Source organism: Micromonospora sp. WMMA1363 (assembly GCF_030345795.1).
Taxonomy (GTDB): domain Bacteria; phylum Actinomycetota; class Actinomycetes; order Mycobacteriales; family Micromonosporaceae; genus Micromonospora.
This window is the reverse complement of sequence record NZ_JAUALB010000001.1, coordinates 3,734,456-3,759,234: the sequence shown is the minus strand read 5'-3', so window position 1 is coordinate 3,759,234 and position 24,779 is coordinate 3,734,456. Positions and strand designations below refer to the sequence as shown.

Sequence of the window (24,779 nt, the reverse complement as noted above, 5' to 3'; positions counted from 1 at the left end):
TCCCTTCGTTCGTGACTGCGGGGCTCGCAGGCCCGGCTCACTCCTCGCACTCACAGCCCCATGCCCTTAGCGATGATGTCGTTCATGATCTCGGTGGTGCCGCCGCCGATACCGAGGATGCGCTGGTCGCGGTAGTGCCGCTCCACCTCCGCGTCGCGCAGGTAGCCGAATCCGCCGTGCAGTTGCAGCGCGGCGTCGACCACCTCGGCGCAGGCGGCCACCGCGACATTCTTCGCCATCGCCACCTCGGTCACCGCCGATTCCCCGGCCGCGACCCGGGCAGCCACCGCACACACGTACTCCCGGGCGGCCTCGGCGCGGGTGTGCAGCTCGGCCAGCCGGTGCCGGACGAGCTGCCGGCTCGCGAGGGGGCGGCCGAACGTGGACCGGTCCCGGCACCACCGGGTCGCCAACTCGACGCAGCGCTGTGCGGTCGCATACGCCTGCACGGCCAGCGAGATCCGCTCGGCGGCGAAGTTCTGCATGATCGCGAGGAAGCCGGTGTTCTCCGCGCCGACCAGGTTGGCCGCCGGGACCCGGACGTCGGCGAAGGACAGCTCGGCGGTGTCCGAACAGTGCCAGCCGAGCTTCTCCAGCCGCCGCCCGACCGTGCAGCCGGGCGCATCCTTCTCGATCACCAGCAGCGAAACGCCGCCCGCGCCCGGCCCACCGGTGCGGACGGCGGTGGTCACGAAGTCGGCCCGGTGGCCGCTCGTGACGTACGTCTTCGCGCCGTTGACCACGTAGTGGTCGCCGTCGCGGCGAGCGGTGGTGCGCAGTCCCGCGACGTCCGAACCGCCGTCCGGTTCGGTGACCGCGAGCGCACCGATCATCGTGCCGGCCAGCGTCGGTCGCACGTACCGGTCCACGAGATCATGCGCTTCGGCGGCGGAGTCGTTGCCTTCGTGGGAGCCGACGGCGGGGCCGAGCGCCGCGCTGGCGGCGACGATGTGCGGCAGCGCAATACCGTGCGTGAACAGCGCCGCTACCAGCCCAGACGAGCCGCCGGAGCGGATGATTTCCTCGGTGACGGCGATGGAGTCGAGCAGATCGCCGCCGCTGCCACCCACCGACTCGGGGAACCCGATGCCGAGCAGGCCGAGCTTCGCCGCGGCAACGTGTAACTCCGGGGGACCTCGCCGGCCCGCTCCCACTCGTCGAGGTGCGGCAGCACGTCCCTGGTCACGAACGCCCGGGTCAACTCGCGCAGCTGGCGGCGCTCGGCGGTGTCCACGATGGTCATGCCGGCGCTCCCGGAGTGAGGTCGGCCGGTAGGTCGACCAGGCGTGAGCGGAGCAGCTCGCCGAGCGCCTTGGCCTGCGGGTCGAAGCGAGTGGAGGCGGCCACCCCCGGCCCGAGCAGTCCCCGGATCACGAAGTTGACCGCCCGCAGGTTCGGCAGCTCGTACCGCTCGACGGTCAGCGGAGTGGTCTCCGGCAGCAGCTCGGCCAGCCGCGCGACACTGAGCCAGCCGCGCAACCAGGCCCAGGTCGCGTCGGTACGCGCCCAGACGCCCAGGTTGGCGTTGCCGCCCTTGTCCCCCGAGCGCGCCCCGACCAGCTCACCCAGCGCCCCGCGTCGGGTCGGATGTCGGGACGGGTCCCCTGGTGACGCCTGCTGGTGTGCGAGAGGCCGATCCGAACCCGTCACAGGCGGCGGGGGGATCGGGACGCGCTCGCCGCCGGGAAGCACGGCGACGTGGGCCACCGCGGTCTGCGGCACCGTGTCGGCGGTGAAGACCCCGTACGGCGCCGCGTCGCCGGGCGGCGTGGTCAGCGTGCAGCCCGGGTAGGAGGCCAGGGCCAGTTCCACCGCCGCCGCCGAGAAGGCCCGTCCGGCCCGCGCCCGGTCCCCGTCCTGCAGGTGCACGTGTAGCAGCGCGCTCGCCGCCTCGGTGTCGACGGCGTCCGGGTGGTCGGTGCGGGCCAGGACGAACTCCAGCCCGTCCTTGCCGACCGCCTCCTCGATCTGCCTCCGGACCAGGGCGGCCTTCGCCGGGATGTCCAGCCCGCAGAGCACGAAGGTCATCGAGTTGCGGAAGCCACCGAGGTCGTTGACGCCGACCTTCAGCGTGTCCGGCGGTGGTGTCCCCCGGACGCCGGACACGCGTACCCGGTCCGGCCCGTCCTGCGCCAGCCGCACGGTGTCCAGCCGGGTCACCACGTCCGGCCCGAGGTACGCCGGCCCGCCCACCTCGTACAGCAGCTGCGCGGTGACCGTCTCGACGGTGACCGCACCGCCGGTGCCCGGATGCTTGGTGATCACCGAGGAACCGTCGCCGTGTAGCTCGGCGACGGGAAAACCGGGGTGGTGCCCGCCGTCCGGCAGCTCCGTGAAGAAGCTGAAGTTCCCGCCGGTCACCTGTGCGCCGCACTCCAGCAGATGGCCGGCGACGGTCGCTCCGGCGAGGGCGTCCAGGTCGTCCCGACCCCAGCCGAAGCGGGCGACGGCCGGGCCGACCACCAGCGAAGCGTCGGTCACCCGCCCGGTGACCACCACGTCCGCGCCGCCGCCGAGGGCGGCGGCGATGCCGAACGCCCCGAGGTACGCGTTCGCGGTCAGCGCGTCCGGCCGCTGAAGGGTGTCGCCCTCGACGTACCCGACCCTGACGTCGAGCCCGAGTCGGCCGGCGAGCGACTGGACGGCGGCGGCCAAACCGGCGGGGTTCAGCCCACCGGCGTTGGTGACGATCCGGACGCCCCGGTCCAGCGCCGTGCCGAGGGTGCCCTCCAACTGGCGGAGGAAGGTCTTCGCGTATCCGAGGTGGGGGTCGCGCCGCCGGTCCCGGCCAAGGACGAGCATGGTCAGCTCGGCCAGGTAGTCACCGGTGAGCACGTCCAGCTCACCGCCGTCGAGCATCTCCCGCCACGCGGCGAACCGGTCGCCGTAGAAGCCGGACGCGTTGCCGACGCGTAGCACGTCGGTCACGCCGTCACCCCGGTAGGCGTCATGTCTGGAGTGGACAGCGGTGTCCGACCGGGACCGGGCGGGCCGGCGAAGGCCTGTGCCACGTCGAGCCAGGTGTCGGCCACCGGCCCAGTCGCCGTGAGGGCGAGGTCCGCGCGGTGCCGGCGCTGGGTGACCAGCAGACAGAAGTCCAACGCCGGGCCACTGACTCGGTCGGCCGCGTCCGCCGGGCCGTACGACCAGATCGCGTCGCCGGGCTCACTCGCCGGTGCGGCCAGTTCGACCCGCACCGGCACCGTCGGCACCTCCCGGTCGTGCACGGCGAAGGAGTGCCGCAGCGTCCGGAAGCCGAGGTGCGCGACGTGCCGCAGTCGCGCCGTGGCGGGCCGGGTGACGCCGAGCGCGTCCGCCACGTCCTGGCCGTGCGCCCAGGTCTCCATGATCCGGGCTGTGGCCATCGACGTGGGGGACATCGAGGTGCCGTACCACGGCAGTTTCTCGCCGGCCGGCACGGCCGCGAGCGCGGTGGCGAGGGCTGCCCGGCCGGTCCGCCAGCGGGGCAGCAACTCGTCCGGCGGCGCGAGGAACTCCTCGGCGCCGGCGTCGACCAGCCGGGCCGGCTCCGGCGCGGTGGTCACCGAGGCGAAGAACGCATCGGCGTCCGTCGCGGCCAGCAGGGCGACGTGATCCGTCCAGGCCAGGTGAGCGATCTGGTGGCCGATCGTCCAGCCCGGAGCGGGGGTGGAGCGGGCCCAGTCGGTGGCGGGCAGTGGGGCGACGAGGGAGTCCAGGTCAGCTGACTCGGCCGCAAAGTCGGTCAGCAGGTCCGTGAGGTCGACCATGGTGCCTCCGGGGCTCGGGGGGCGGGTGACGGTGCGGCGGTGCCGGGAATGCGGCGGTGCCGGGGAACGGGCGTGCGGTGCGATTCGGACGTGGGGGCGTCGGTGCGGCGCGGTCAGGTGGCGAGCAGGTGGGTGAGCTGTCGTTTCCAGGTGGCGAGCAGCGCGGTGCGGCGGGCGGAGTCGTCGTTGAGCAGGTTGGCGACGCCCAGGCCGCGAAGCAGGTCGAGGGTCGCCTGCACCGCCTCGCGTACGCCGGCGCGACGCTCGTCGACGTCGAGCAGCGTGACGGTCAGCCGGTGCATCTCGCGGCCGACCTGCGCTTCCAACGGCACCAGTGACTTCCGTAGGTCCCGGTCGGTGCGGGCGGCGACCCACAGTTCCAGGGCGGCGACGAAGAGCGGGCCGGTGAAGGCCACGGCGAGCAGGTCGATCACCCGGTCGAGCCGCTGCGGCCCGGCCGGCAGGGCCTGCGCCTCGACGCGTAGCTCCTCCGCCCGCCGCTCGGCGAGGTGTGCGACCGCAGCGGTGACCAGAGCGGCCTTGGTCGGGTAGTGGTGGAGCTGGGCACCGCGCGACACGCCCGCCCGGGTCGCCACCACGGTCGTGGTGGTGCCTGACCAGCCCCGCTCGACGAGGCAGTCCACGGTCGCCTCCAGCAACCGGGCCTGGGTGGCGCGACTGCGTTCCTGTTGCGGTACGCGGGTCGATACGCGGGACACGGCCCCAGCGTGCCGCCCAGAAAAGAAACAGTCAAGACTGACTTTTTCCGGCCGGGCCGGCCCGTGCGAGCCACTAGTAGTTCTGGCCGGCCCGTGCGGACAGCTAGCCGGCGGGCCCGGATGGGGTCGCGCGCCGATCTCCGCCTCGTGCGCGACGAGCGCCGCGCGGGGCGCGCCATCCACGTGACGGTGGAACTATCGCCCCCGCTGTCCGCCGACCGGCGGTGGGCGCTGGACGCGCGGTCGAGCGGATCGGCGCGATCCTGGAGGCTGACCCTCGCTGGCGATCGGCCGGCACCGTCGGACCGAACGCGTGGTACCGCGCCCGGTGACCGTCCCCGGGCGCGGATTTCGGTGCGCCGGCGTGGTGCCGGGCCGTTCGTGCTGAGCTCGCGGTCAGACGCGGGCGCGCCGGGCCAGGCGTTCCGGGTCGAGGATGATGATGCTCTTGCCGTCCAGGCGCAGCCAGCCGCGCGAGGCGAAGTCGGCGAGCGCCTTGTTGACCGTCTCCCGGGAAGCGCCGACCAGCTGGGCGATCTCCTCCTGGGTGAGGTCGTGCGTCACCCGCAGGACGCCACCGTCGCGGGTGCCGAACCGGCCGGCCATCTGGAGCAGGTTCTTCGCCACCCGGCCGGGAACATCGGTGAAGATCAGATCGGCCAGCGAGTCGTTCGTCCGGCGCAGGCGACGGGCCAGCACCCGCAGTAGCTGCTCGGCGATTTCCGGTCGGTTGTTGAGCCAGGGGCGCAGCGCCTGCTTGCGCAGCCGCACCAGGCGGGTGTCGGTCACTGCGGTGGCGGTCGCCGTGCGCGGGCCCGGGTCGAAGAGGGACAGCTCGCCGACCATGTCCGACGGCCCCATGACCGCGATCAGGTTCTGCCGGCCGTCCGCCGCCCGCCGGCCAACCTTGATCTTGCCGGTCAGCAGGATGTACAGGCTGTCGCCGGGCTCGCCTTCGTTGAAGACCACCTCGCCCTTGCGGACCTCCAGTGTCTCCATCTCCTTGGCGAGCGCCTCGGCAGCCTCCGGGTCAACGCCCTGGAAGATCCCGCTGCGAGCCAGTACCTCGTCCATCGCGCACCTCCGCCTGCGCGTGCCGTCTTCTCGGCCGGGTCCGCCGTCCGCTGATCCCTCGCGCGTCGCCAGTCTAGGCGCACGTGAGCTGTTATCCGAGCTGCACCCCTGGAATCTTGATCGTTGGTCGTAACCTGCCCGACGCGAACACCCGCTAGAATCGCGCGCCCGGATGTCCCGCCTGATACTGCAGCGCGGGCAGTAGGGTCGCCACGTGCTGAACGAGCCGTTGCTGACCGCCCGCCACGAGGACGGACGGGACATCCCACTGCTGGTCTGGCGAGCCGACCGGCTGCTACCCAGCGTAAGCTCTGGGCCGCTCGGTGGTGGCCTCGGCGGGCGAAAGTGGGTGCTCAACGCCACCGTGCCGATGTCGTACGACCGGGAGGACCCGGCCGACCACCTGGCCGACCTGGCCGACCAACTCGGCCTCGACGGACCCGGGGTGGGCCTGCTGACCGGGGTGGACGTCGCGGAGGTGGTGGACCGGGCCGACACCGGCGTGCGGGTCTGGGCGACGGTCGGACTCGGTGCCCCGGTCTGGGCGGCGGCGGCCCCGGCGGTGCTGACCCAGCGGGCCGGCACGGTCAACATCGTGGCGTACGTGCCGGCCCGGCTCGGCGACGCCGCCCTGGTCAACGCGGTGGCGACGGCCACGGAGGCAAAGGTGCAGGCCCTCGCGGAGCTGGGCATTCCCGGCACCGGCACCCCGACCGACGCGGTGACCGTCCTCTGCCCGGCCGACGGGCCGGAGGCGGCGTACGGCGGCCCCCGCTCGACCTGGGGCGCTCCGCTGGCCCGGGCGGTGCGCGCCGCCGTGGTGGCCGGGGGCGCCGTCGCCGTCGTGCCATGGTCGGAGCGGACCTTCGCGTGACAGCCCCGCATCCGGTCTCGTCAGTACGGTGACCGCCCGGTAGGGTCGCGGGCGATGTATTCCGCCGCCTCTCGCAAGCCCCACCCACCCCGCAGACGCCTGTCGCCCCTGGTTGGTGCGCTCCTCGGTACCCTGCTCGCGGCCGGATGTGGCGACGCCGATCCGGGAGCCGGCGCGGTCTGGCAACCCGGCGCCGGGGGCAGCGCCCCGGCCGCCTCAACCGGAGCTGCCGAGCCGGCCGCAACGGCGATCTCCCTCTCCGCCACCGGTGACATCATCATGGGCAACGCCCCGAACCGGCTGCCGGCGAACGACGGTAAGGACTTCTTCGCTGACGTCGAGGGGGCGCTCGCCGCCGACCTGGTGATGGGCAACCTGGAGGAACCGCTCACCGTCGACACCGGCGTCGGCAAGTGCGGGGCGGACGCCACCCGCTGCTTCCAGTTCCGCGTGCCCCCGGAGTACGCGGCGCACCTGCGCGACGCCGGATTCGACCTGCTCAACCAGGCCAACAACCACGGGCACGACTTCGGGGCGGAGGGCTACCAGAACACCCAGGCCGCGCTGGAGAAGTACGAGCTCGCGCACACTGGTGCTCCCGGCCAGATCACCGTGGTCGACGTGCGGGGCGTCAAGGTGGCGGTCGCTGGTTTCTCGCCGTACTCGTGGTCGAATCCGCTGACCGACATCGCGGCGGCCGCGCAGATCGTCACCAAGGCAGCGGGGATGGCGGACCTGGTGGTCGTGCAGGTGCACATGGGCGCCGAGGGGGCGGACCGGACCAGGGTGAAGCCAGGCACCGAGATGTACCTCGGCGAGAACCGCGGCGACCCGGTGCGGTTCGCCAAGGCGATGATCGACGCCGGGGCGGACCTGATCGTGGGGCACGGCCCGCACGTTCTGCGCGGCCTGGAGTTCTACCGGGGCCGCCTGATCGCGTACAGCCTGGGCAACTTCGCCGGCGGCGGAAAGATGCTCAACAACAGCGGCCGGCTCGGCTGGGGCGGGGTGCTCAAGGTGTCGCTCAGGCCGGACGGTACGTGGACCAGCGGCTCCTTCGCCTCGACGTACATGAACTCGGCCGGCCTGCCGACGCTGGATCCGGACGACCGTGGTCTGGCTCTGGTGCGGGAGCTGAGCGGAAAGGACTTCCCGGAGACCGGGGCGGTGCTCGACGACTCCGGGAAGATCAGTCCGCCCGAGGCGGGATGACCGACGCGGCGGGCGTGGGCGTGGGCCGACAGCCGGTCGGCGTGCCGACGTAGGCTGGCCGGCGTGACCACCAGCTTCACCGAGACGGACCTCGGGCGGACGCGCCGCGCCCGGCGGATCGGGCGGGTGCTGACCGAGACCCACCCCGACGCGCACTGTGAACTCGACCATTCCACCGCGTTGGAGCTCGCCGTCGCGACGATCCTCTCCGCGCAGTGCACCGACAAGAAGGTCAACGAGGTCACCCCGAAGCTGTTCGTCCGCTACCCGCGGGCGGCCGACTACGCCGGTGCCGACCGGGGTGAGCTGGAGGAGCTGATCCGGCCCACCGGCTTCTACCGCAACAAGACCGACTCACTGATCAAGCTGGGACAGGCCCTCGTCGAGCGGTACGACGGACGGGTGCCCGGGAAGCTCGCCGACCTGGTGACGCTGCCCGGGATCGGCCGTAAGACGGCCAACGTCATCCTCGGCAACGCCTTCGACGTGCCGGGGATCACCGTCGACACGCACTTCCAGCGGCTGGTGCAACGGTGGCGGCTGACCGCCGAGACCGACCCGGTCAAGATCGAGCACGCGATCGGGGCACTCTTTCCGAAGCGCGACTGGACCATGCTGTCGCACCGGATCATCTTCCACGGGCGGCGGGTGTGCCACGCCCGCAAGCCGGCCTGCGGGGCGTGCACGCTGGTCAGGCTCTGCCCGTCGTACGGTGTCGGCCCGACCGAGCCGGCGGCGGCCGCGAAGCTACTCAAGGGGCCCCGGGCCCAGGAGTTGGCGGTGGCAGCCGGAGTGGATCCGGGGCTGGTATCCGTCCAGGCCGCCGCCGCGGAGGCGCCGTGAGGACGCGGCTCGCCGCCCTGTTGGCCCCCGTGCTGCTGGCGCTCGCCGGCTGCACCGCCGCCGGCGGGGAGGGCGCCACCACGCGCGACGGCGCGGCCCAGGGCCGACCATCCCCGTTCCAGGACTGCGCGGGGCTGACCACGCCAGCCGGGGCTACCCCGCATGGCGCGGTGTCCGAGTCGGTGCCGAACGCTGCCGACCCGCCGGCCGGCGGACCGCCGCTACCGGAGCTGACCCTGACCTGCTTCACCGGTGGGGCGCCAATCGCGTTGCGGGACGTTCGCGGCCCCGCCGTGATCAACCTGTGGGCCTCCTGGTGCGCCCCCTGCCGCACGGAACTGCCGGCGTTCCAACGACTCAGCGAGCGGGCCGAGGGACGCCTGACGGTGCTGGGCGTGAACACGCGGGACACCCGCAGTGGCGCGCAGTCCATCGGCGAGGACTTCGGCGTCCGGTTTCCGACCCTGGTCGACCAGGGCGAGTCCCTGCAACGGTCGCTGGGACGCAGCGCGATCCCGCTGACCGTCCTCGTCGACGCGGACGGGCGGGTCCGGCACGTCGACGCCTCCGGCGCGCTCGACGACGCCCGTCTCGCCGAGCTGGTCCGTCGGCACCTGGCCGTGGCGGTTCCGCAGTGAGCGGATCGCGGTCGATGGCGGCGTCCGCGGCGCCGCGGCACGGGGCGGTGGCACGGTGACCCAGACACCACCACCCTGGCTGGACCCGCTGCTGACCCGGCTCGGCAGCGCGCGGACGGAGGACTTCACCCGGCTGGCGACCCCGGACAGTGGCGGGCGCGAAAGTGCCGTGCTGGTGCTGCTCGGCGAGGCGGCCGGCGCCGGCCCGGACGTGCTGGTGCTCCAGCGGGCCGCCACCCTGCGTAACCACGCCGGTCAGCCGGCCTTCCCGGGGGCGCCGCCGATCCGGGGGACGCCGACGCGTCGGCGACCGCGCTACGGGAGGCGAACGAGGAGGTGGGCCTCAACCCGGACAGTGTCACCGTGCTCGCCGAGCTACCGAGACTCTGGATCCCGGTGAGCGACTTCGTGGTGACCCCGGTGCTCGCCTGGTGGCACGCCCCGCACCCGGTGCACTCCCGGGAACCGGCCGAGGTGGCGCACGTGGCCCGGTTGTCGGTCGCCGAGCTGGTCGCCCCGGAGAACCGGATGCAGGTACGCCACCCGAGCGGCTGGATCGGCCCGGCCTTCGCGGTGCGCGGGATGCTGGTCTGGGGCTTCACCGCCGGTGTGCTGTCGGCGCTGTTGGAGATGGGCGGCTGGGCCCGCCCGTGGCATTCGGGCCGGGTGGTGGACCTCCCGCCGACCGGCGCCAGTCCCGCGCCGTCGGCCAGCACCGACGAGGTTGACGAGACGGCCCTGCGCTGACTCCACCGTCACCTTCCGCAAGCGGCGGTCATCCCGGGGTGCGTGGTGCCCGTACGCTTGACGCGTGTCCGCCGTGGATCTCGTACTTCTGCTGCTCATGCTCGTCTTCGCGATCAGTGGATATCGTCAGGGCTTCGTCGTCGGGGTGCTGTCGTTCTCCGGGTTCTTCCTGGGGGCGCTGGTCGGCCTTCAGGTGGGGCCGCTGCTCGCGCAGCAGTTCCTCGACAGCGGCACCCGGGTGCTGATCTCCCTGGTCGCGGTCTTCGGGCTGGCGGTGGTGGGTCAGGCGCTCGCCGGCTGGATCGGTTCCCACCTGCGCCGGACGATCACCAGCGATGTCGGGCGCCAGGCCGACGACATCGGCGGCGCGTTCGTGTCGCTGTTCGCCGTTCTCTTGGTGGCCTGGCTGGTGGCGGTGCCGCTGGGCTCGTCGTCGCTGCCTTGGCTGGCCGCCTCGGTCCGGAACAGCGCGCTACTCACGGTGGTGGACCGGGTGCTGCCGGACCGAGCGCAGGAGCTTTCCGCCGCCCTGCGCGACACCGTCGACACCAACGGTTTCCCGGACGTCTTCGGCGACCTGGCACCCACCCGCGCCCGGCAGGTCGCCCCACCCGACCCGGCGCTCGCCGGATCCCAGGTCGTGGCCAACAGCCAACGGTCGGTGGTCAAGGTGCTCGGCTCCGCCCCGAGCTGCTCGCGCCGGATCGAGGGCTCCGGCTTCGTGTACGCCGACGACCGGGTGATGACCAACGCGCACGTGGTGGCGGGCACCCGTTCCACGGTGGTCGAGCTGAACGGTGACCGGTACGACGCCCGAGTGGTCGTGTACGACCCGGACCGGGACCTGGCCGTGCTGTACGTGCCGGGGCTGCCAGGTCCGTCGATGCGCTTCGCCGCCGGCAACGCGGGAAGCGGTTCCGACGCGATCGTGCTGGGCTTTCCGCTCGACGGCCCGTATAACGCCCAGTCGGCCCGGATCCGGGACGTCGACGAGATCACCGGACCGGACATCTACTCCGCCGGGAACGTGACCCGGGAGATCTACACGATCCGGGCGCTGGTGCAGAGCGGCAACTCCGGCGGCCCGCTGGTCTCCGCCAACGGCCTCGTGCTCGGTGTGATCTTCGCGGCGGCGGCTGACGACCCGAACACCGGGTTCGCGGTGACCGCGGCCGAGGCCCGCCCGGCCGCCCTGACCGGCGCGGAGCGCACCCGGGCCGTCGGCACCGGCGAATGCACGTGACGACGTAGCCACCGGACCCGGAAAACCGGTCAGCGTGCCGATGACGGCGGGTGAAGCGTCGGCGGAACGACCCGCCACACGGTGAAGCCCGCCACCACGGCGGCGCCCAGCAGCCAGCCGGCCACCACGTCGGTGGTCCAGTGCACCCCGAGCGCCACCCGGCTGAACCCGGTCACCCCGGTGAGCAGCAGCGCGGCGGCGCAGGCCGCGTACCGCCCGGCGGGCCGGGTCGCCCGGGCAAAGCAGACCACCAGCAGCACCCCGGCAGCCAACGTGGCGTTCAGCGCGTGCCCGGACGGGAACGCCAGCCCGACCGCCTGTGCCAGCGGTTCCGGAAACGCCGGTCGGGGCCGCCCGACGAGCAGCTTGAGCAGTGGTCCCAGCAGACCGCCGACGGTCATGGTGGTGGCGCTCCAGAGCGCCAGTTGTCGGGCCCCCCGCCCGACCAGCCAGAGCACGAGCAGCAGTGCCCCCACCCGCAGCGGCATCGGGCCGAAGAGGTCGGTCCAGAGGTTCATCGCCCGTGTCCAGCTCGGATGGTCGACGCCGTAGCCGACGAGCGTCCCGGTCACGGTGTCGTCCAGCCGGCGCAGCGGCGACCAGGCGGACAGCACCAGCAGGGCGAGCAACGTGAACGGCACCAGTGCCAGAAAGGCGGCCGCCACGGCGAGGGTCAGCCGCAGACCTCGCGCGTGGTGCGGGTGCAGCCGGCGTCGGTGCCACGACAGTCGGGTCGGCCGGTCCAGGGGACGGGAGCCGGACGACGTCATGATGTCCGTTTTACCGGGAAGGTGACCTGGTTGGGGCTGGTATCGGGCGGGACCGGGCCGCCGTCAGCGGTCCCACCGTCGGAACCGGAGCACCACCAGCACAGCGCAGGTGAGCAGCGCGACGGCGAGCGCCACGGCGGACCAGAGCCGCTGCGGTGCGGCATCGTGGTGGGCGCCGCCCGGCTGCGCCGCCCACCGGGCCTGCTGCTGGGTCGCATCGAAGCCCAGCGCCTCGCTGCCGGCCGGCTTCTCGTCGGCTGTCCGGGGCGCCGGACCGAAGCCGACTACGCCGGGCGACGACTGGTCGTCCAGCGGGTTGCGCCCGACCGGCGGCACCTCGGCTGTCAGCGCGGCCACCGGGTCGACCAACCCGTACCCGAACCGGTCGTCGCGCCCGGTGGGGCCGATGTCGCGGGCGGTGGCCATCAGCCGGTTGACCACGTCACCGGCGGACATCTGCGGGTAGCGGGACCGGACCAGCGCTGCGGTGGCGGCGACCAGGGGCGCGGCGAAGCTGGTGCCCTGCACCCGCCAGTACCCCTCCCGGGGGCGGGCGCCGACCAGCCCGGTGGCGGGCGCGGTGAGCACCGTCTGGTGGCCGGTGATCGCGCCGGACCAGAGATTCTCGCTGTCCCGCTCCAGACCGGAGACCGCCACCACGCCGGGCTCGCGGGCCGGATACCACACCTTGCTGTCGGTCGAGGTCGCCACGTTGCCGGTGCAGGCGACGACCACCACGTCTCGGGCGAAGGCGTAGTCCAGCGCGGCGGCCAGGGCCGGGCTGTCACTCCGACCACCGAGCGATAGGTTGATCACCCGGGCGCCGTTGTCGACCGCCCAGCGGACACCCTTGGCGACGATCAGCGCGTCGTCGTAGCGGTTCTCGGCGTCGAGGACCCGGACCGGCAGGATCCGGGCTCCGGGCGCGAGGCCCACCACACCGCGGCTGTCGTCGTTGCGGCCGGCGATGAGACCGGCGACGGTGGTGCCGTGGCCCACCGGATCCGGATCGACTGTGCTACCCGCCGGGGCGACCAGATCGAGGCCGGGCAGGACCTGGCCGGCCAGGTCCGGGTGGGCGGCGTCCACCCCGGAGTCGACCACCGCTACGGTGACGCCGGAGCCGGTGGAGGTGTGCCACGCGGTGGCGGCGTTCAGCGAGTCGATCTGCCACTGCTCGTCGCGGATCTGGTCGCTGCGCCCCTTCGTGTCAGGCGCGCGGCCCGTCGGTGGGGCGGCGAGCAGGACACCGGTGCCGCCGGCCAGCGTGCCGCCGGAACCGACCGCCGTGGCATGCGCGACCGGCGGCTCGGCCGGGACCCGGCCGGACCCGGCGACCGGCACCGGCACGGCGACGACGACAGCAGCCATAGCGGGCAACACCCGCCCGGCACCTCGTCGCGCGACCGACGCGCCGCTCACCCGCATCCTGGTCACATCCTCGGCTACTTCACCTCGAAGCACACATGACGATGGGAGACTACCGGTTCTCGCCGCCACTTCGGGCCGATCCGGGAACGCGGGTCATGGTGGCGGCAGGTGGGCCAGCTGGACCAGGCGTACGCCCTCCCGCCTGGTGACCAGCCGCCCACGTCCCGGAGGCAGCGGCCCGGGACGCGCGGGACCGACCAGCGCGCCCTCGTCCGGACTGCCCGCCATCACCAACCCGGCGGTGGAGAGCTCGCGCAGCCGTTGCGCGACCGGCTCGTACTGCGCCCGTCCCGCGCCGCCCGACCGACGCGCGAGCACCACGTGCAGGCCGACGTCCCGTGCGTGCGGGAGGTGTTCGTCCAGCGTCCGCAACGGATTCGCCGGACCGCTGGCGACCAGGTCGTAGTCGTCGACCAGCACGAACAGCTCCGGGCCATGCCACCAGGAGCGCTCCCGCAACTGGGCGGGGGTGACCTCCGGGCCCGGGCCCCGGGCCCGGAGGTAGCCCGCGGCCGACTCCAGCAGCTCGGTGGTGTGCGTGTCGGCGGTGCCGTAGCCGATGACGTGCACCGCCTCGGTGAGGTCCACCAGGCTGCGCCGGTAGTCGACCAGGATCATCCGGGCCTGCTCGGGGGTGAAACGGGTCATGATCGAGGTGGCCAGCGCGCGGAGGAAGGACGACTTGCCACACTCCGCGTCGCCGAAGACCACGAAGTGCGGCTCGGTCGCGAAGTCCAGCACCACCGGACGTAGATCGGCCTCGGCGACCCCGACCGGGATCCGCAGCCCGGTGGCGGCGGTGACGTCCAGATCGGCGTACGGCAACACCGGTGGCAGCAGCCGGACCGGCGGGGCGGTCGGCCCGCGCCAGCCGGCGGCCACCCGCCTGACCAGGTCGGCGGTGTCCGCACCGGCGGTCAGCTGCGGCAGCGCGGTGAGGAAGTGCAGCCTCTCCGCGGTGACACCCCGGCCGGGTGTCTTCTCCGGCACGTTGGCCGCGGCCCGACGGGCGACCAGCGAGTCAGCCGGTTCCCCGAGCCGCAACTCCAACCGGGAGCCGAAGAGGTCCCGGATCGCCGGCCGGAGGTCCAGCCACCGCACGGCGGTCGCCACGACGTGCACCCCGTACGACAGGCCCCGGGTGGCCAAATCGGTGATCGAAGGCTCCAGGTCGTCATACTCGCCACGCAGGGTGGCCCACCCGTCGACCACGAGGAACACGTCCCCGAACGGGTCGGCGGCCGGCTGGCCGGCACCGGCCAGCGCGGCCCGCCGCTGCCGCCACGCCGTCATCGACTCCACCCCGAGGTCGGCGAAGCGGCGCTCCCGGTCGGCCAACAGCGTGGTCACCTCGCCCACGGTACGCCGGACAGCCGTCGGGTCGGCGCGGCCAGCCACCCCGCCGACGTGCGGCAGCTCTCGCAGCGCGGCCAGGCCACCGCCACCGAAGTCGAGGCAGTAGACCTGAACCTCGGCCGGCGTGTGGGTGAGCGCCAGCGCGCAGATCAGCGTGCGGAGCGCGGTCGACTTGCCGCTCTGCGGGGCCCCCACGACGGCGACGTGCCCGGCCGCGCCGTCGAGGGAGAGCCAAAGCAGGTCCCGCCGCTGCTCGAAGGGCTTGTCCACGGCGGCCACCGGCACCCGGAGGGCGCCGTGCAGCTCCGGGTTGCCGACGGTGAGGCCGCGGGCCGGGTCGACGGCGGCCGGGCCGAGCAGTTCGTCCAGCGCCGGCGGCGGGCCGAGCGGGGGGAGCCAGACCTGGTGTGCCGGCGGGCCCTGCCCGGCAAGGCGGCCGACCAGCAGTTCCAGCAGGGTGGTGTCGCTCTCGTCCTCGGCGGTCGGCGAAGCCGGCGGACCGATCGGCTCCGGGACCGGGACGAGGTGAGAGGTGAAGGTGAGCACCCGTGCCGCCCCCGACGCGTCCCGACCCGGAGCCGTGGCCGGCTGGCGGACCGCCCCGGAGACGTACGCGGCTCTGAGACGGACCAGCGGATCGGTGCCGGAGCGCAGGTATCCGTGCCCGGGAGAGCGTGGCAGCTCGTGCGCGTCGGGCACCCCGAGCACCGTACGGGACTCCAGCGCTGAGAACGTCCGCAACCCGATTCGGTAGGAAAGGTGGGTATCCAGCCCGCGCAGCCGGCCCTCCTCGAGGCGCTGGGACGCCAGCAGCAGGTGCACGCCGAGCGAGCGGCCCAGCCGGCCGATCTGGACGAACAGGTCGATGAAGTCGGGCTTCGCCGACAGCAGTTCGGAGAACTCGTCGCAGACCAGCAGCAGCGACGGCAGCGGGGCGAGCGGGGTGCCGCCGGCCCTGGCCCGCTCGTAGTCGCGCACGCTGGCGAAGTTGCCGGCGTGGCGCAGCAGCTCCTGGCGCCGGACGAGCTCGCCGTTGATCGCGTCGACCATCCGGTCGACCAGCGGGAGCGCGTCGGCCAGATTGGTGATGACCGCCGCGGTGTGCGGCAGCCGGTCGAACGAGGCGAAGGTGGCGCCGCCCTTGAAATCGACCAGGACGAAGTTGAGCTGCTCGGAGCTGTGCGTGGCGGCCAGCCCGAGCACCAGCGTGCGGAGCAGCTCGGACTTACCGGAGCCGGTGGCGCCGATCAGCAGGCCGTGTGGGCCCATCCCGTCCTGCGCCGACTCCTTCAGGTCCAGCTCCACGGCGCCGCCGTCGGTGCCGACTCCGATCGGTACCCGCAGCCGGTCCCGCGGTGGCCGGGGTGTCCAGCCGCGTTCAGCGGTGAAGCTCTCCGGGTCGCCCAACCCGAGCAGGTCGAGCAGGCCCAGGTCGGCACCCGGCGCCGCATCACCCCCGCGCATGGCGGTCGCCGGTCGCAACGGCGCGAGCCGGCGGGCCACCGCCTCGGCGTCGGCTAGGTCGAGCCGGTCGGCGGCGCCGACCTCGGCGTGTCCCTCGGCGGAGTGCGAGTGCAGGCGGCCCGCCCGCAACTCCAACAGCAGGGTGTACCGGTCCAACAGGCGCGGGGGCGGCGTCTCCAGGTCGATGACCGTGACCGCGTCGATGCCGCTCTCCCCGGCCAGGTCGGTGGCGCCGCCCAGGTCGCCCCCGTCGAGCACGACGACCACGTGCGGGCCGTCGGTGGCGGGCCCGGCGGGGCTGAACCGGGAGCGGCTGCCGAGCACCTCGTCGAGCAGCCCCTCCAGCTCGGTCGCCGCGCTGCTGACCAACCGGATCGGGCCGAGGGCGTCGGTACGGGCGGGATGGTGGGCGTGCGGCAGCCACTTCACCCACTCCCAGGTCAGTCGCCGTTCGGGCCCGGTGCAGACCGCGATCAGCAGCTCGTCGGGGGCGTGGAAAACGGCGAGTTGGGTGAGCAGCGCCCGGGCCAGGGCCTGGGCGGCGGCGGGCGGGCTGCCCGGCCCGGCGGCGGTGTCCCGGATGTGGACCCGGGCGAAACTGCGCAACGAGAGCGCCACCGGCAGATCGGGTACGACCGAGTGCGCGTCCAGGAACCGGCGGAGCGCGCCGGCGGTCATCGGCTCCAGCTCCTCGAGCGGCCGGGTGACCGGGGGCACCAGCGGAGTGGCCAGGGTCTGCGGCCCGATGGCGACCCGGGCCACGGCGAAGTCCGGGTCGGCCGGCCGCCGTTCCCAGACCCGATGGCTGTCAACGGTCGACCAGAGCCGGCCCGGGTCCGGGTGCCGGTAGTAGAGCCCGGCCCGCTGCCGACCGGCGGTCTCCCGGACCCGCCGGCGTAGCCCGGTCAGGTGCCGCAGGTACTCCCGCCGGGCGGCCATCATCTCTGCCTTCTTCGGGCCGCCGGCGGCGTTGCCCCAGGAGGTGACCAGCATCGCCAGCGACGACAGCCCGAACATCCCGCCGATGACGTAGGAGTAGGTGCCCCCGCCGCGGCCGAACATCATCGCCATCGCCACGGTGCCGCCGAGCATCGGCAGGACCAGGAGTAGCTGCTGCCAGCGCCCTCCGGTGACCGGCGGAATCTCCGGAGGCGCCTCCACCGGCAGCTCGCCAACCGGAATCTCCGGTGCCGGTCGGCGAGCTGGCCGCTTGATGACGACAGTGGACACCCGACCTCCTGGCCGTGCTGGATGATCCGAGCCTGGCTCATCGTAGGTAGAGTCCTGTCGTCCGCGCAGCCACCAACACCCCTCGATATGGAGATCGGTCGATGACGATCGGGTTGGCCCGGGTCACCATCAACGCGCCCCAACGGCGGCTGGACGTGGCCCTGCCGGAGCAGGTTCCGTTGGCCGAGCTGCTGCCCGAGGTCTTGCGGCACGCCGGCGTCGGGCTCGCCGACGACGGGGAGCGGCACGGCGGCTGGGTCCTGCGGCGCGCCGACGGGGCCGTGCTGGCCACCGCCGCGCCCCTGCTGCCCCAGGGCATCCGCGACGGCGAGGTGCTGCACCTACTGCCGGCGCGTACGCAGTGGCCGGAACTGGAGTACGACGACGTCGTCGAGGCGATCGCGGACGGGGCGCGGCGGCGCGGCGGCGCCTGGTCTGCGGGTGCCACCCGGATCGCGGCCCTGGCCAGTGCCGCCGTACCGCTGGCCGTCGGGCTGCTCGCCGTACTCGTCGGTGGTCCAGGTGACCGCGGTGGCTGGCCGGTCGCGGCCGTGGTCGCCCTGCTGCTCACCCTCGCCGCGGCAGCCGCATCACGGGCGTACGGGGACGCCGTGGCGGGTGCCACCCTGGGCGGGTACGCACTGCCGTACGCCGCCATCGCCGGCGCGCTCGCGGTCAGCAGCGGAGATCCGGTCGGCGTGGTGCCGGGGCTGCGCTGGCTCGGCGTACCCGAACTGCTCGCCGGTGCGACGGCGCTGCTGCTCGCGTCGATCCTCGCCCTGGTCGGCGTGGCGAGCCGAGTCCGGGTCTTCGTCGCCGGCGCGGTGGTGGGTCTCGCCGGGGCGGTGGCGGCGGTCGCCGGGATGCTGCTCGACCCGGCTGGCGCCGCGGCGGTCCTGCTCTGCGTGCTGGTCTTCGCGGTGGGGGCGATCCCGCTGGTGGCGATCCGGCTCGGCAGGGTGCCGTTACCGCCGACCACCCTGCCGTCCGGTGCACCCACCTCCGACCTCGACCGGGTCCGGGACCTGCCGGATCGCGAGCGCGTCCACGCGGCGGTGGCGCGAACCGACGAGATGCTCACCGGGATGCTCCTCGGGCACGCCGTGCTGGTCGTCTTCGCCGTGGTGCTGCTCGGGTTGGCCGGTGGGGTCGCCGGGCGGGTGCTGGTCGGCGTCGCCGCCACCGTCCTGCTGCTACGGGCCCGGCTCTTCGTGGCCGTCCGGCATCGGGTGCCCGCCGTGCTCGCCGGTCTGGCCGGCTACGCCGTGCTCGGCGCGGTGCTCGCCGACCGGTCGGGCCCGGGCGGTCTGCTCGTGTTGACCATCGCTGGCCTGGCGCTGGGGCTGGTCACGGTCGCGGCCGGTACCACCTACGCCCGGCGCCCGGTCTCCCCGTACGTCGGCCGGATCGCCGACCTGGCCGACACCACCCTCGTGGTCTCCGTCGTCCCGGTCGCCTGCGCGGTGCTCGACCTGTACGACCGTGCCCGGGGGCTGCTCGGTTGAGCGGGCCCCGGGCACGGTCGGGTGTCAGTGTGTGGACTCGCCGCGCTCCTCGGCCTCCCGGGCCCGCCGGAACGAGGCGACGATCTCGGCCTCGGCCTCCTGACGCCCCACCCAGGTCGCACCCTCGACGGACTTGCCGGGCTCCAGGTCCTTGTACACCTCGAAGAAGTGCTGGATCTCCAGCCGGTCGAACTCGCCGAGGTGGTGGATGTCGCGCAGGTGCTCCTGACGCGGGTCCTCGTATGGCACGCAGAGGACCTTGTCGTCGCCGCCCTTCTCGTCGGTCATCCGGAACATGCCGATGGTGCGGCAGCGGATGAGGCAGCCCGGGAACGTCGGCTCGGGGACCAGCACCAGGGCGTCCAGCGGGTCGCCGTCCTCACCCAGGGTGCCCTCGATGAAGCCGTAGTCAGCCGGGTACTGGGTGGAGGTGAAGAGGGTGCGGTCCAGCCGGATCCGGCCGGTCGCGTGGTCGACCTCGTACTTGTTGCGGTGACCCTTGGGGATCTCAACCGTGACGTCGAAATCCATCTGCACGCTCCCTCGTTTGCCCACGCTGGCCAACGGACCAGCGGCGTCGTCGCTCTCCGGACAGGGGCGAACGCCTGCCCGCCGCTCCGGCTGCCGCATAGTGTTCGGACCGAAGTAGTGTCACCCAAGCAGATTTCGCGGGGGGAGGAGGGGGTCGTGGGGAGGGAAGATTCACACCGCCGGCCGGAGGAGGGCGCTGGACGGGGGACCGGCGGATCTGCTCGGGGCGGTGCCGATGGGCGGGTCCCGGTGCCGGGAGTCCACCCGTCCCAGCCCACCGGTCGGGTGTACGGCTCCGCCTCGAAGCGGCCCACCCCGGACCAGGGCCCCCCGGCGCCGTGGCCACCTCCGGGCGGGCCTGCCCCAGGGCGGCTCCCCGACGTCGGCCGCCCTGACCCGGCCCCGGCCGGCGGACACGTCCCGTTGGCCGGCAACGGGCACGGGCGGGCCGGGGTGTTCCCCGGCGGAATGCCCGGCAACGGGCACGGGCGCGTCACCGGGACCCCCGGCGCCCCGCCCCGCCCCGAACCGCTCGATTCCTGGGCATCCGCCGCGTCCGGCTCGGCCGCCGGCCCGCCGCCGTCGGGTTCGGCCCGGCCGCTCGCCAGCCCGTCCGTCGCGCCGCCCGTCAACTCGGCGCGGCGCCGCCGACGCTGGCCCGCCGCGCTGGTGACGATGCTTGTCCTCGTGCTGGCCGTGGCGGGCGTCGTCGTGATCCGCCCAGGCCCGGTGGCGGAGTGGCTTGGCGGCGAGCCGGCCGGCGACCCGGTTGCCGCGGAGCCACCGGAGCGGCTGCCGGCGGCGGTGCTGGGCGCCGCCGACCCGAACGCGCCGCTGCCCACTGAGGCCGGCCTGGGTGCGGTGCTCGACCCGCTGGTCCGGGCCGCCGCCCTGGGCGACCGGGTGAACGTCTCGGTGGCCGACGTCGCCACCGGTGAACCGCTCTACGGCCGAGGCGCGGACGCCGGCACGGTGCCGGCGTCGGTGACGAAGCTGGTCACCGGGGTGACGGTGCTCGCCGCGTTGGGGCCCGGTCACCGGATCCCCACCCGGGCGGTCGCCGGCGCCAATCCCGGCGAGGTGGTGCTCGTCGGCGGCGGTGACCCGACCCTCGCCGTCGACCGCAATGGGTTCTATCCCGGCGCGGCGCGGCTGGACGACCTGGCCGAGCAGGTGAAGAAGGCCCTCGGCGGCACCGCCCCCACCAAGGTGGTGGTCGACTCGTCGCGCTACAGCGGGCCGGTGCACGAGCCCGGCTGGGACGACGACATCCCCATTCGCTACGGCGCGTCGATCACCGCGCTGACGACCGACGGCGCGCGCAGCGACGTCGCGAAGGCGAAGAAGGACCAGGCCAACGGCGAGCACGGAGCTGACCGGTTCGCCCACCCGGACCTCACGGCCGGCCGGGCATTCGCCCGCCTGCTGGGCGTGCCGACCACCGTCGTGGCCCGCGGCACGGCGCCCCCGCCCGGGGCGGATGCGACCACCGGCTCCCCGGGCAGCGAACTGGGCATCGTGCGGTCGCCGCCGCTACTGCACCTGGTCGACATCATGATCAGTGACAGCGACAACGTGGTCGCCGAGGCGCTGGCCCGGCAGGTCGCCCTGGCCCGGGACCAGCCGGCGTCGTTCGCCGGGGCAGCGAAGGCGATGGACGCGGTCGCCGGTGAGCTGGGCCTGCCGGCCGACGAGCTGTCCCTCGCCGACGGCAGCGGTTTGTCCCGCAGCAACCGGATCACTCCCTCGCTGGTCACCGACCTGATCGTGCTCGCCGCTAACGGCAGCCGGCCCGAGCTGGCCGCGATCTTCGGTGGCCTGCCGGTCGCCGCCTGGTCCGGCACCCTCGCCGACCGGTTCGCGGGCAGCACGGCGAAGGCCGGCGCCGGGGTCGTGCGGGCCAAGACCGGCACGCTGACCAGCGTGCACGCGATCGCCGGCGTGGTGACGACCGCCGACGGCCGGCTGTTGAGCTTCGCCGTGCTCACCGACCAGGCCCCCGGTGGGACAACGGAGGCCCGCGCCGCGCTCGACCGCATCGCCGCCGCCCTCGCCGGCTGCGGCTGCCGCTGACCCTGCGCCGCGGTCGACCCGGACCGGGCTGTGGCGGCGCGGGTACGGTGGGCCCATGGCGCAGTTCGTGGACTGGGATCTGGCCGCTGCAACCGCGGGGGTGCTCGGCAAGTCGGGCCCGCCCGTGTCGTACGCGGAGGCCACCGAGGTGGTCGGCGACCTGCGTCGGTTGACCGACGAGGCGGTCGGGCACGTCGCCGACTTCACCGGGCTGCGGTCGCAGGTGTCGCATCCACCGGTGCGGGTGGTGGACCGTCGGGACTGGGCGGCGACCAACATCGCGGGGCTGCGCGAGGTCGTCGGTCCCCTGGTCGGCCGGCTCACGAAGGACAAGCAGCCCGGCGCGCTGACCGGGGCGGTCGGTTCGCGGATCACGGGCGTGCAGGCCGGCACCGTGCTGGCGTACCTGTCCGGCCGGGTCCTCGGCCAGTACGAGGTGTTCTCCGCCGAACCGGGCCAGCTGCTGCTGGTCGCACCGAACATCGTCGAGGTGGAGCGGAAGCTGGCGGCGGAGCCGCGAGACTTCCGGCTCTGGGTCTGCCTGCACGAGGTCACCCACCGCAGTCAGTTCACCGCCGTGCCGTGGATGCGGGCGTACTTCCTCGGCGAGGTGCAGGCGTTCGTCGACGCCTCCGCCAGCGGCGGTGACCACCTGCTGGAGCGGCTGCGTCGGGGGATCGCCACCCTCGCCGACGCGGTGAAGGATCCGGAGAGCCGCACCAGCGTGCTGGATCTCGTCCAGACCCCGGCCCAGAAGGCCGTACTCGACCGGCTGACCGCGCTGATGACCCTGCTTGAGGGGCACGCCGAGTTCGTGATGGACGGCGTCGGCCCGCAGGTGATACCGAGCGTGGAACGGATCCGGGCGGCGTTCAACCGCCGCCGGGAGGCCGGTAACCCGTTGGAGAAGGGGATCCGTCGGCTGCTCGGCGTCGATGTCAAGATGCGCCAGTACGCCGAGGGGCGCACGTTCGTGCACGGGGTGGTCGAACGGGTCGGCATGGCGGGCTTCAACCGGGTCTTCGCCTCGCCGTTGACCCTGCCCCGGCTCGAGGAGTTGGGCGACCCGGACGCCTGGGTGGCCCGCGTACATGGGCCGGCCGGTCCGCTGCCGGCTGCCGGCTGACCGCTGGTCCATGGCAGCGCTCGCCCCGTCGGTCGCCGCACTCCGGGTCGCGGTCCGCCGCTCACTGACCGGCCTGCCCGGTCCCGGACCGGTGCTGGTGGCCTGTTCGGGCGGGGCCGACTCGCTGGCGCTCGCCGCGGCCACGGCCTTCGTGGCGCCGCGACTGGATCGTGTCGCCGGGCTGGTGACCATCGACCACGGCCTCCAGGACGGCTCTGCGGAGCGGGCTGCCGCCGTGGTGGCGTGGGCCCGCGAGGCCGGCCTCGACCCGGTCGAGTCGATCCGGGTCGACGTGGCCGGGCGGCCCGGAGGTCCGGAGGCCGCCGCCCGCGAGGCCCGCTACCAGGCGCTGGCCGACGTCGCCGGCCGGCTCCGGGCGTCGGCGTTGCTCACCGGGCACACCCGGGACGACCAGGCGGAGACCGTGCTGCTCGCCCTCGCCCGGGGGGCCGGCCCGCGCGGGCTGGCCGGGATGCCGGCCCGCCGGGAGCTGGCCGGGATCCCGCTGCTGCGCCCGCTGCTGGAGGTCAGCCGCGAGCAGACCCGCACAGCGTGCGTCGCGCTCGGGTTGGACCCGTGGGTGGACCCGCACAACGCCGACCCGTCTTTTGCCCGCGCCCGGGTCCGGGGCGACGTGCTGCCAGCGCTGGTCCGCGCGCTCGGGCCCGGGGTGCTGGACAACCTGGCCCGAACCGCCCGGCTGGTCGCCGCCGACAACGAGGCACTCGACGACCTGGCTGCCGCCGCGCTGGCCGCCGTCCGGCACCCCGACGGCGGACTGTCCGTCGCCGGTCTGGTCGGTCTCGCGCCCGCCGTCCGGGGGCGGGTTCTGCACGCCTGGGCCCGGGAACTGGGTGTACCACCGGCTGCGCTGTCGTACCGGCACGTCGCGGCCCTGGACGCCCTGGTGACCGGCTGGCACGGACAGGGTGCGGCACACCTGCCCGGGGGCCTGCGCGCGGTCCGTCGCGCCGACCGGCTGACCGCAGCCGGCCGCGCTGAGCATCCGACAACGTCGTAGACCCAGGTTCGTCGTCCGTGCCCGCGGGGCGACTCCCCCATCCGATCGCGAGCCACCCCACGCTGTAGCAGGCGGCCGACGGTCGGGGATCCGCGCCGGGGCGGGTGTCGGTGAGGGCGGGCACCGTCAGCTTGCAAGGGCGCGGTCCCGAAAGGCAGTGCGGTAGGCGTGCGGGGTGGCGCCCACCCGGCGGGTGAAGTGGTGGCGAAGGGCGGCAGCGTCGGAGAAGCCGGCCTGGTCGGCGACGTCCTCCACGCTGAGTCGGGTCTCCTCCAACAGCCGCCGGGCCAGCAGCACCCGCTGGTTGGTGAGCCAGTCGTGCGGCGTGGTGCCGGTCTCCGCGCGGAACCGCCGGGCGAACGTTCGCGGCGCCATGTCGGCCTGAGCTGCGAGGTCGTCCACCCGGAGCGGTCGGTCCAGGTGGCCCAGCAGCCACGCCAGCACCGGCTGTAGCGTTGGTGCCTCGGGTGCCGTGGGGACCGGTGCCTCGACGAACTGTGACTGCCCACCGTCCCGGTGCGGGGGGACCACCATCCGGCGGGCCAGCCGGGTGGCCGTCGCCGATCCGTGCTCCTGGCGGATCAGATGCAGGCATGCGTCGATACCCGCGGCGGTGCCGGCGCTGGTGAGCAGCCGTCCGTCCGGCACGTAGAGCGAGTCGCACTGCACCTTCGCGGTGGGGTGTCGGCGCTGCAGGTCGTCGACGTACTTCCAGTGGGTGGTGCACTGTCGGCCGTCGAGCAGGCCGGCTTCGCCCAGCACGAACGCGCCGGAACAGACGCTCAACACGTACGCGCCCCGGTCGGCGGCGCGGCGCAGCGCGTCGAGCACCGGCACGGGGACCGGTGCGCCGTGCGTGTACGCCGGCACGGCCACCAGGTCAGCCTCGTCGACCGGCGTCAGGTCGCTGTGCGGGGTGAGGTGGAATCCGGAGCGGGTGCGGACCGGGCCGCCGTCGACCGTGCAGACGGAGAAGCGGTAGCCGGGGAATCCGTCGGCGGTGCGGTCGGTACCGAAGACCTCGGCCAGCACACCGAGCTCGAATGCGGCGACCTCGTCCAGGGCGACGACGGCGATGGACCGGAGCATGTGACGAGGGTAACCCGAGCAGTGGCAGGAAATCGAGGACCAGTGGCAATCCTGCCTCTGGTTGGGCGGCTGGGTAGGCCGCAG

At 73.8% G+C, this 24,779-nt stretch carries 18 protein-coding genes and 2 pseudogenes; 10 read left to right on the top strand and 10 right to left on the bottom strand.

The window, feature by feature from the left end:
• Positions 1–50 precede the first annotated feature (50 nt).
• From QTQ03_RS17445 to QTQ03_RS17425, 5 genes and pseudogenes are all read right to left on the bottom strand, one after another.
• A pseudogene (locus tag QTQ03_RS17445) lies at positions 51–1,243 on the bottom strand (acyl-CoA dehydrogenase family protein).
• Positions 1,240–2,928, bottom strand: a complete 1,689-nt coding sequence (locus QTQ03_RS17440; protein WP_289278987.1) for an acyclic terpene utilization AtuA family protein — start codon at positions 2,926–2,928, stop codon at positions 1,240–1,242. The pseudogene QTQ03_RS17445 and the gene QTQ03_RS17440 overlap by 4 nt, the downstream one beginning before the upstream one ends.
• Complete coding sequence (locus QTQ03_RS17435) at positions 2,925–3,749, bottom strand: TIGR03084 family metal-binding protein (protein ID WP_289278986.1); 825 nt, start codon at positions 3,747–3,749, stop codon at positions 2,925–2,927. Before QTQ03_RS17435 ends, QTQ03_RS17440 begins: the two co-directional genes overlap by 4 nt.
• A 113-nt stretch (positions 3,750–3,862) precedes the next feature.
• Complete coding sequence (locus tag QTQ03_RS17430) at positions 3,863–4,468, bottom strand: TetR/AcrR family transcriptional regulator (protein ID WP_289278985.1); 606 nt, start codon at positions 4,466–4,468, stop codon at positions 3,863–3,865.
• Positions 4,469–4,864: 396 nt separating this feature from the next.
• On the bottom strand, positions 4,865–5,542 hold the full coding sequence (locus QTQ03_RS17425) for a Crp/Fnr family transcriptional regulator (RefSeq protein WP_289278984.1): 678 nt from the start codon (positions 5,540–5,542) through the stop codon (positions 4,865–4,867).
• Between the two features lie 214 nt (positions 5,543–5,756).
• Here QTQ03_RS17425 and QTQ03_RS17420 point away from each other — a divergent pair, with 214 nt between their 5' ends.
• From QTQ03_RS17420 to QTQ03_RS17395, 6 genes and pseudogenes are all read left to right on the top strand, one after another.
• Entirely contained in the window at positions 5,757–6,416 is a 660-nt protein-coding gene (locus QTQ03_RS17420; RefSeq protein ID WP_289278983.1) for an adenosylcobinamide amidohydrolase, read from the top strand.
• Positions 6,417–6,470: 54 nt separating this feature from the next.
• On the top strand, positions 6,471–7,628 hold the full coding sequence (locus QTQ03_RS17415; RefSeq protein WP_289278982.1) for a CapA family protein: 1,158 nt from the start codon (positions 6,471–6,473) through the stop codon (positions 7,626–7,628).
• 63 nt (positions 7,629–7,691) lie between these two features.
• Complete coding sequence (gene nth, locus QTQ03_RS17410; RefSeq protein ID WP_289278981.1) at positions 7,692–8,471, top strand: endonuclease III; 780 nt, start codon at positions 7,692–7,694, stop codon at positions 8,469–8,471.
• On the top strand, positions 8,468–9,109 hold the full coding sequence (locus tag QTQ03_RS17405; protein ID WP_289278980.1) for a TlpA family protein disulfide reductase: 642 nt from the start codon (positions 8,468–8,470) through the stop codon (positions 9,107–9,109). The genes nth and QTQ03_RS17405 overlap by 4 nt, the downstream gene beginning before the upstream one ends.
• 55 nt (positions 9,110–9,164) lie before the next feature.
• A pseudogene (locus QTQ03_RS17400) lies at positions 9,165–9,856 on the top strand (NUDIX hydrolase).
• A 64-nt stretch (positions 9,857–9,920) separates the two neighbouring features.
• Positions 9,921–11,099 (top strand): MarP family serine protease, encoded by a 1,179-nt coding sequence (locus tag QTQ03_RS17395; protein ID WP_289278979.1) that lies wholly within the window; start codon positions 9,921–9,923, stop codon positions 11,097–11,099.
• A 29-nt stretch (positions 11,100–11,128) separates the two neighbouring features.
• Here QTQ03_RS17395 and QTQ03_RS17390 read toward each other — a convergent pair whose 3' ends face one another.
• The 3 genes from QTQ03_RS17390 to eccCa all read right to left on the bottom strand — a co-directional run bounded on the left by QTQ03_RS17390 (position 11,129) and on the right by eccCa (position 17,350).
• The gene (locus QTQ03_RS17390) at positions 11,129–11,869 is read right to left on the bottom strand and encodes a phosphatase PAP2 family protein (protein ID WP_289278978.1); all 741 of its coding nucleotides are present in this window, start codon (positions 11,867–11,869) and stop codon (positions 11,129–11,131) included.
• 63 nt (positions 11,870–11,932) lie between these two features.
• Complete coding sequence (gene mycP / locus QTQ03_RS17385; protein ID WP_289278977.1) at positions 11,933–13,297, bottom strand: type VII secretion-associated serine protease mycosin; 1,365 nt, start codon at positions 13,295–13,297, stop codon at positions 11,933–11,935.
• A gap of 96 nt (positions 13,298–13,393) precedes the next feature.
• The gene (gene eccCa, locus QTQ03_RS17380) at positions 13,394–17,350 is read right to left on the bottom strand and encodes a type VII secretion protein EccCa (RefSeq protein ID WP_289278976.1); all 3,957 of its coding nucleotides are present in this window, start codon (positions 17,348–17,350) and stop codon (positions 13,394–13,396) included.
• 101 nt (positions 17,351–17,451) lie between these two features.
• Between eccCa and eccD the strand changes: the two genes are divergently transcribed.
• Positions 17,452–18,855, top strand: coding sequence for a type VII secretion integral membrane protein EccD (eccD, locus tag QTQ03_RS17375; protein WP_289278975.1), 1,404 nt, complete (start codon positions 17,452–17,454; stop codon positions 18,853–18,855).
• 24 nt (positions 18,856–18,879) lie between these two features.
• On the opposite strand, the gene QTQ03_RS17370 is transcribed toward eccD, so the two are convergent.
• The gene (locus QTQ03_RS17370) at positions 18,880–19,386 is read right to left on the bottom strand and encodes an inorganic diphosphatase (RefSeq protein ID WP_289278974.1); all 507 of its coding nucleotides are present in this window, start codon (positions 19,384–19,386) and stop codon (positions 18,880–18,882) included.
• Positions 19,387–20,061: 675 nt separating this feature from the next.
• Between QTQ03_RS17370 and dacB the strand changes: the two genes are divergently transcribed.
• The 3 genes from dacB to tilS are packed head-to-tail and all read left to right on the top strand — an operon-like array spanning position 20,062 to position 23,606.
• Positions 20,062–21,459, top strand: coding sequence for a D-alanyl-D-alanine carboxypeptidase/D-alanyl-D-alanine endopeptidase (gene dacB / locus QTQ03_RS17365; RefSeq protein WP_289280874.1), 1,398 nt, complete (start codon positions 20,062–20,064; stop codon positions 21,457–21,459).
• 55 nt (positions 21,460–21,514) lie between these two features.
• Positions 21,515–22,585 carry an Rv3626c family coenzyme F420 biosynthesis-associated protein gene (locus tag QTQ03_RS17360; RefSeq protein ID WP_289278973.1) on the top strand — a complete coding sequence of 357 codons (1,071 nt, stop codon included), beginning with the start codon at positions 21,515–21,517 and terminating at the stop codon, positions 22,583–22,585.
• A gap of 10 nt (positions 22,586–22,595) precedes the next feature.
• A complete protein-coding gene (gene tilS / locus QTQ03_RS17355) occupies positions 22,596–23,606 on the top strand; it encodes a tRNA lysidine(34) synthetase TilS (RefSeq protein WP_289278972.1) in 1,011 nt (336 codons plus the stop codon).
• A 126-nt stretch (positions 23,607–23,732) separates the two neighbouring features.
• Here the strand turns inward: tilS and QTQ03_RS17350 are convergent, their stop codons facing one another.
• Positions 23,733–24,695 carry a GlxA family transcriptional regulator gene (locus QTQ03_RS17350; RefSeq protein ID WP_289278971.1) on the bottom strand — a complete coding sequence of 321 codons (963 nt, stop codon included), beginning with the start codon at positions 24,693–24,695 and terminating at the stop codon, positions 23,733–23,735.
• Positions 24,696–24,779: the final 84 nt, after the last annotated feature.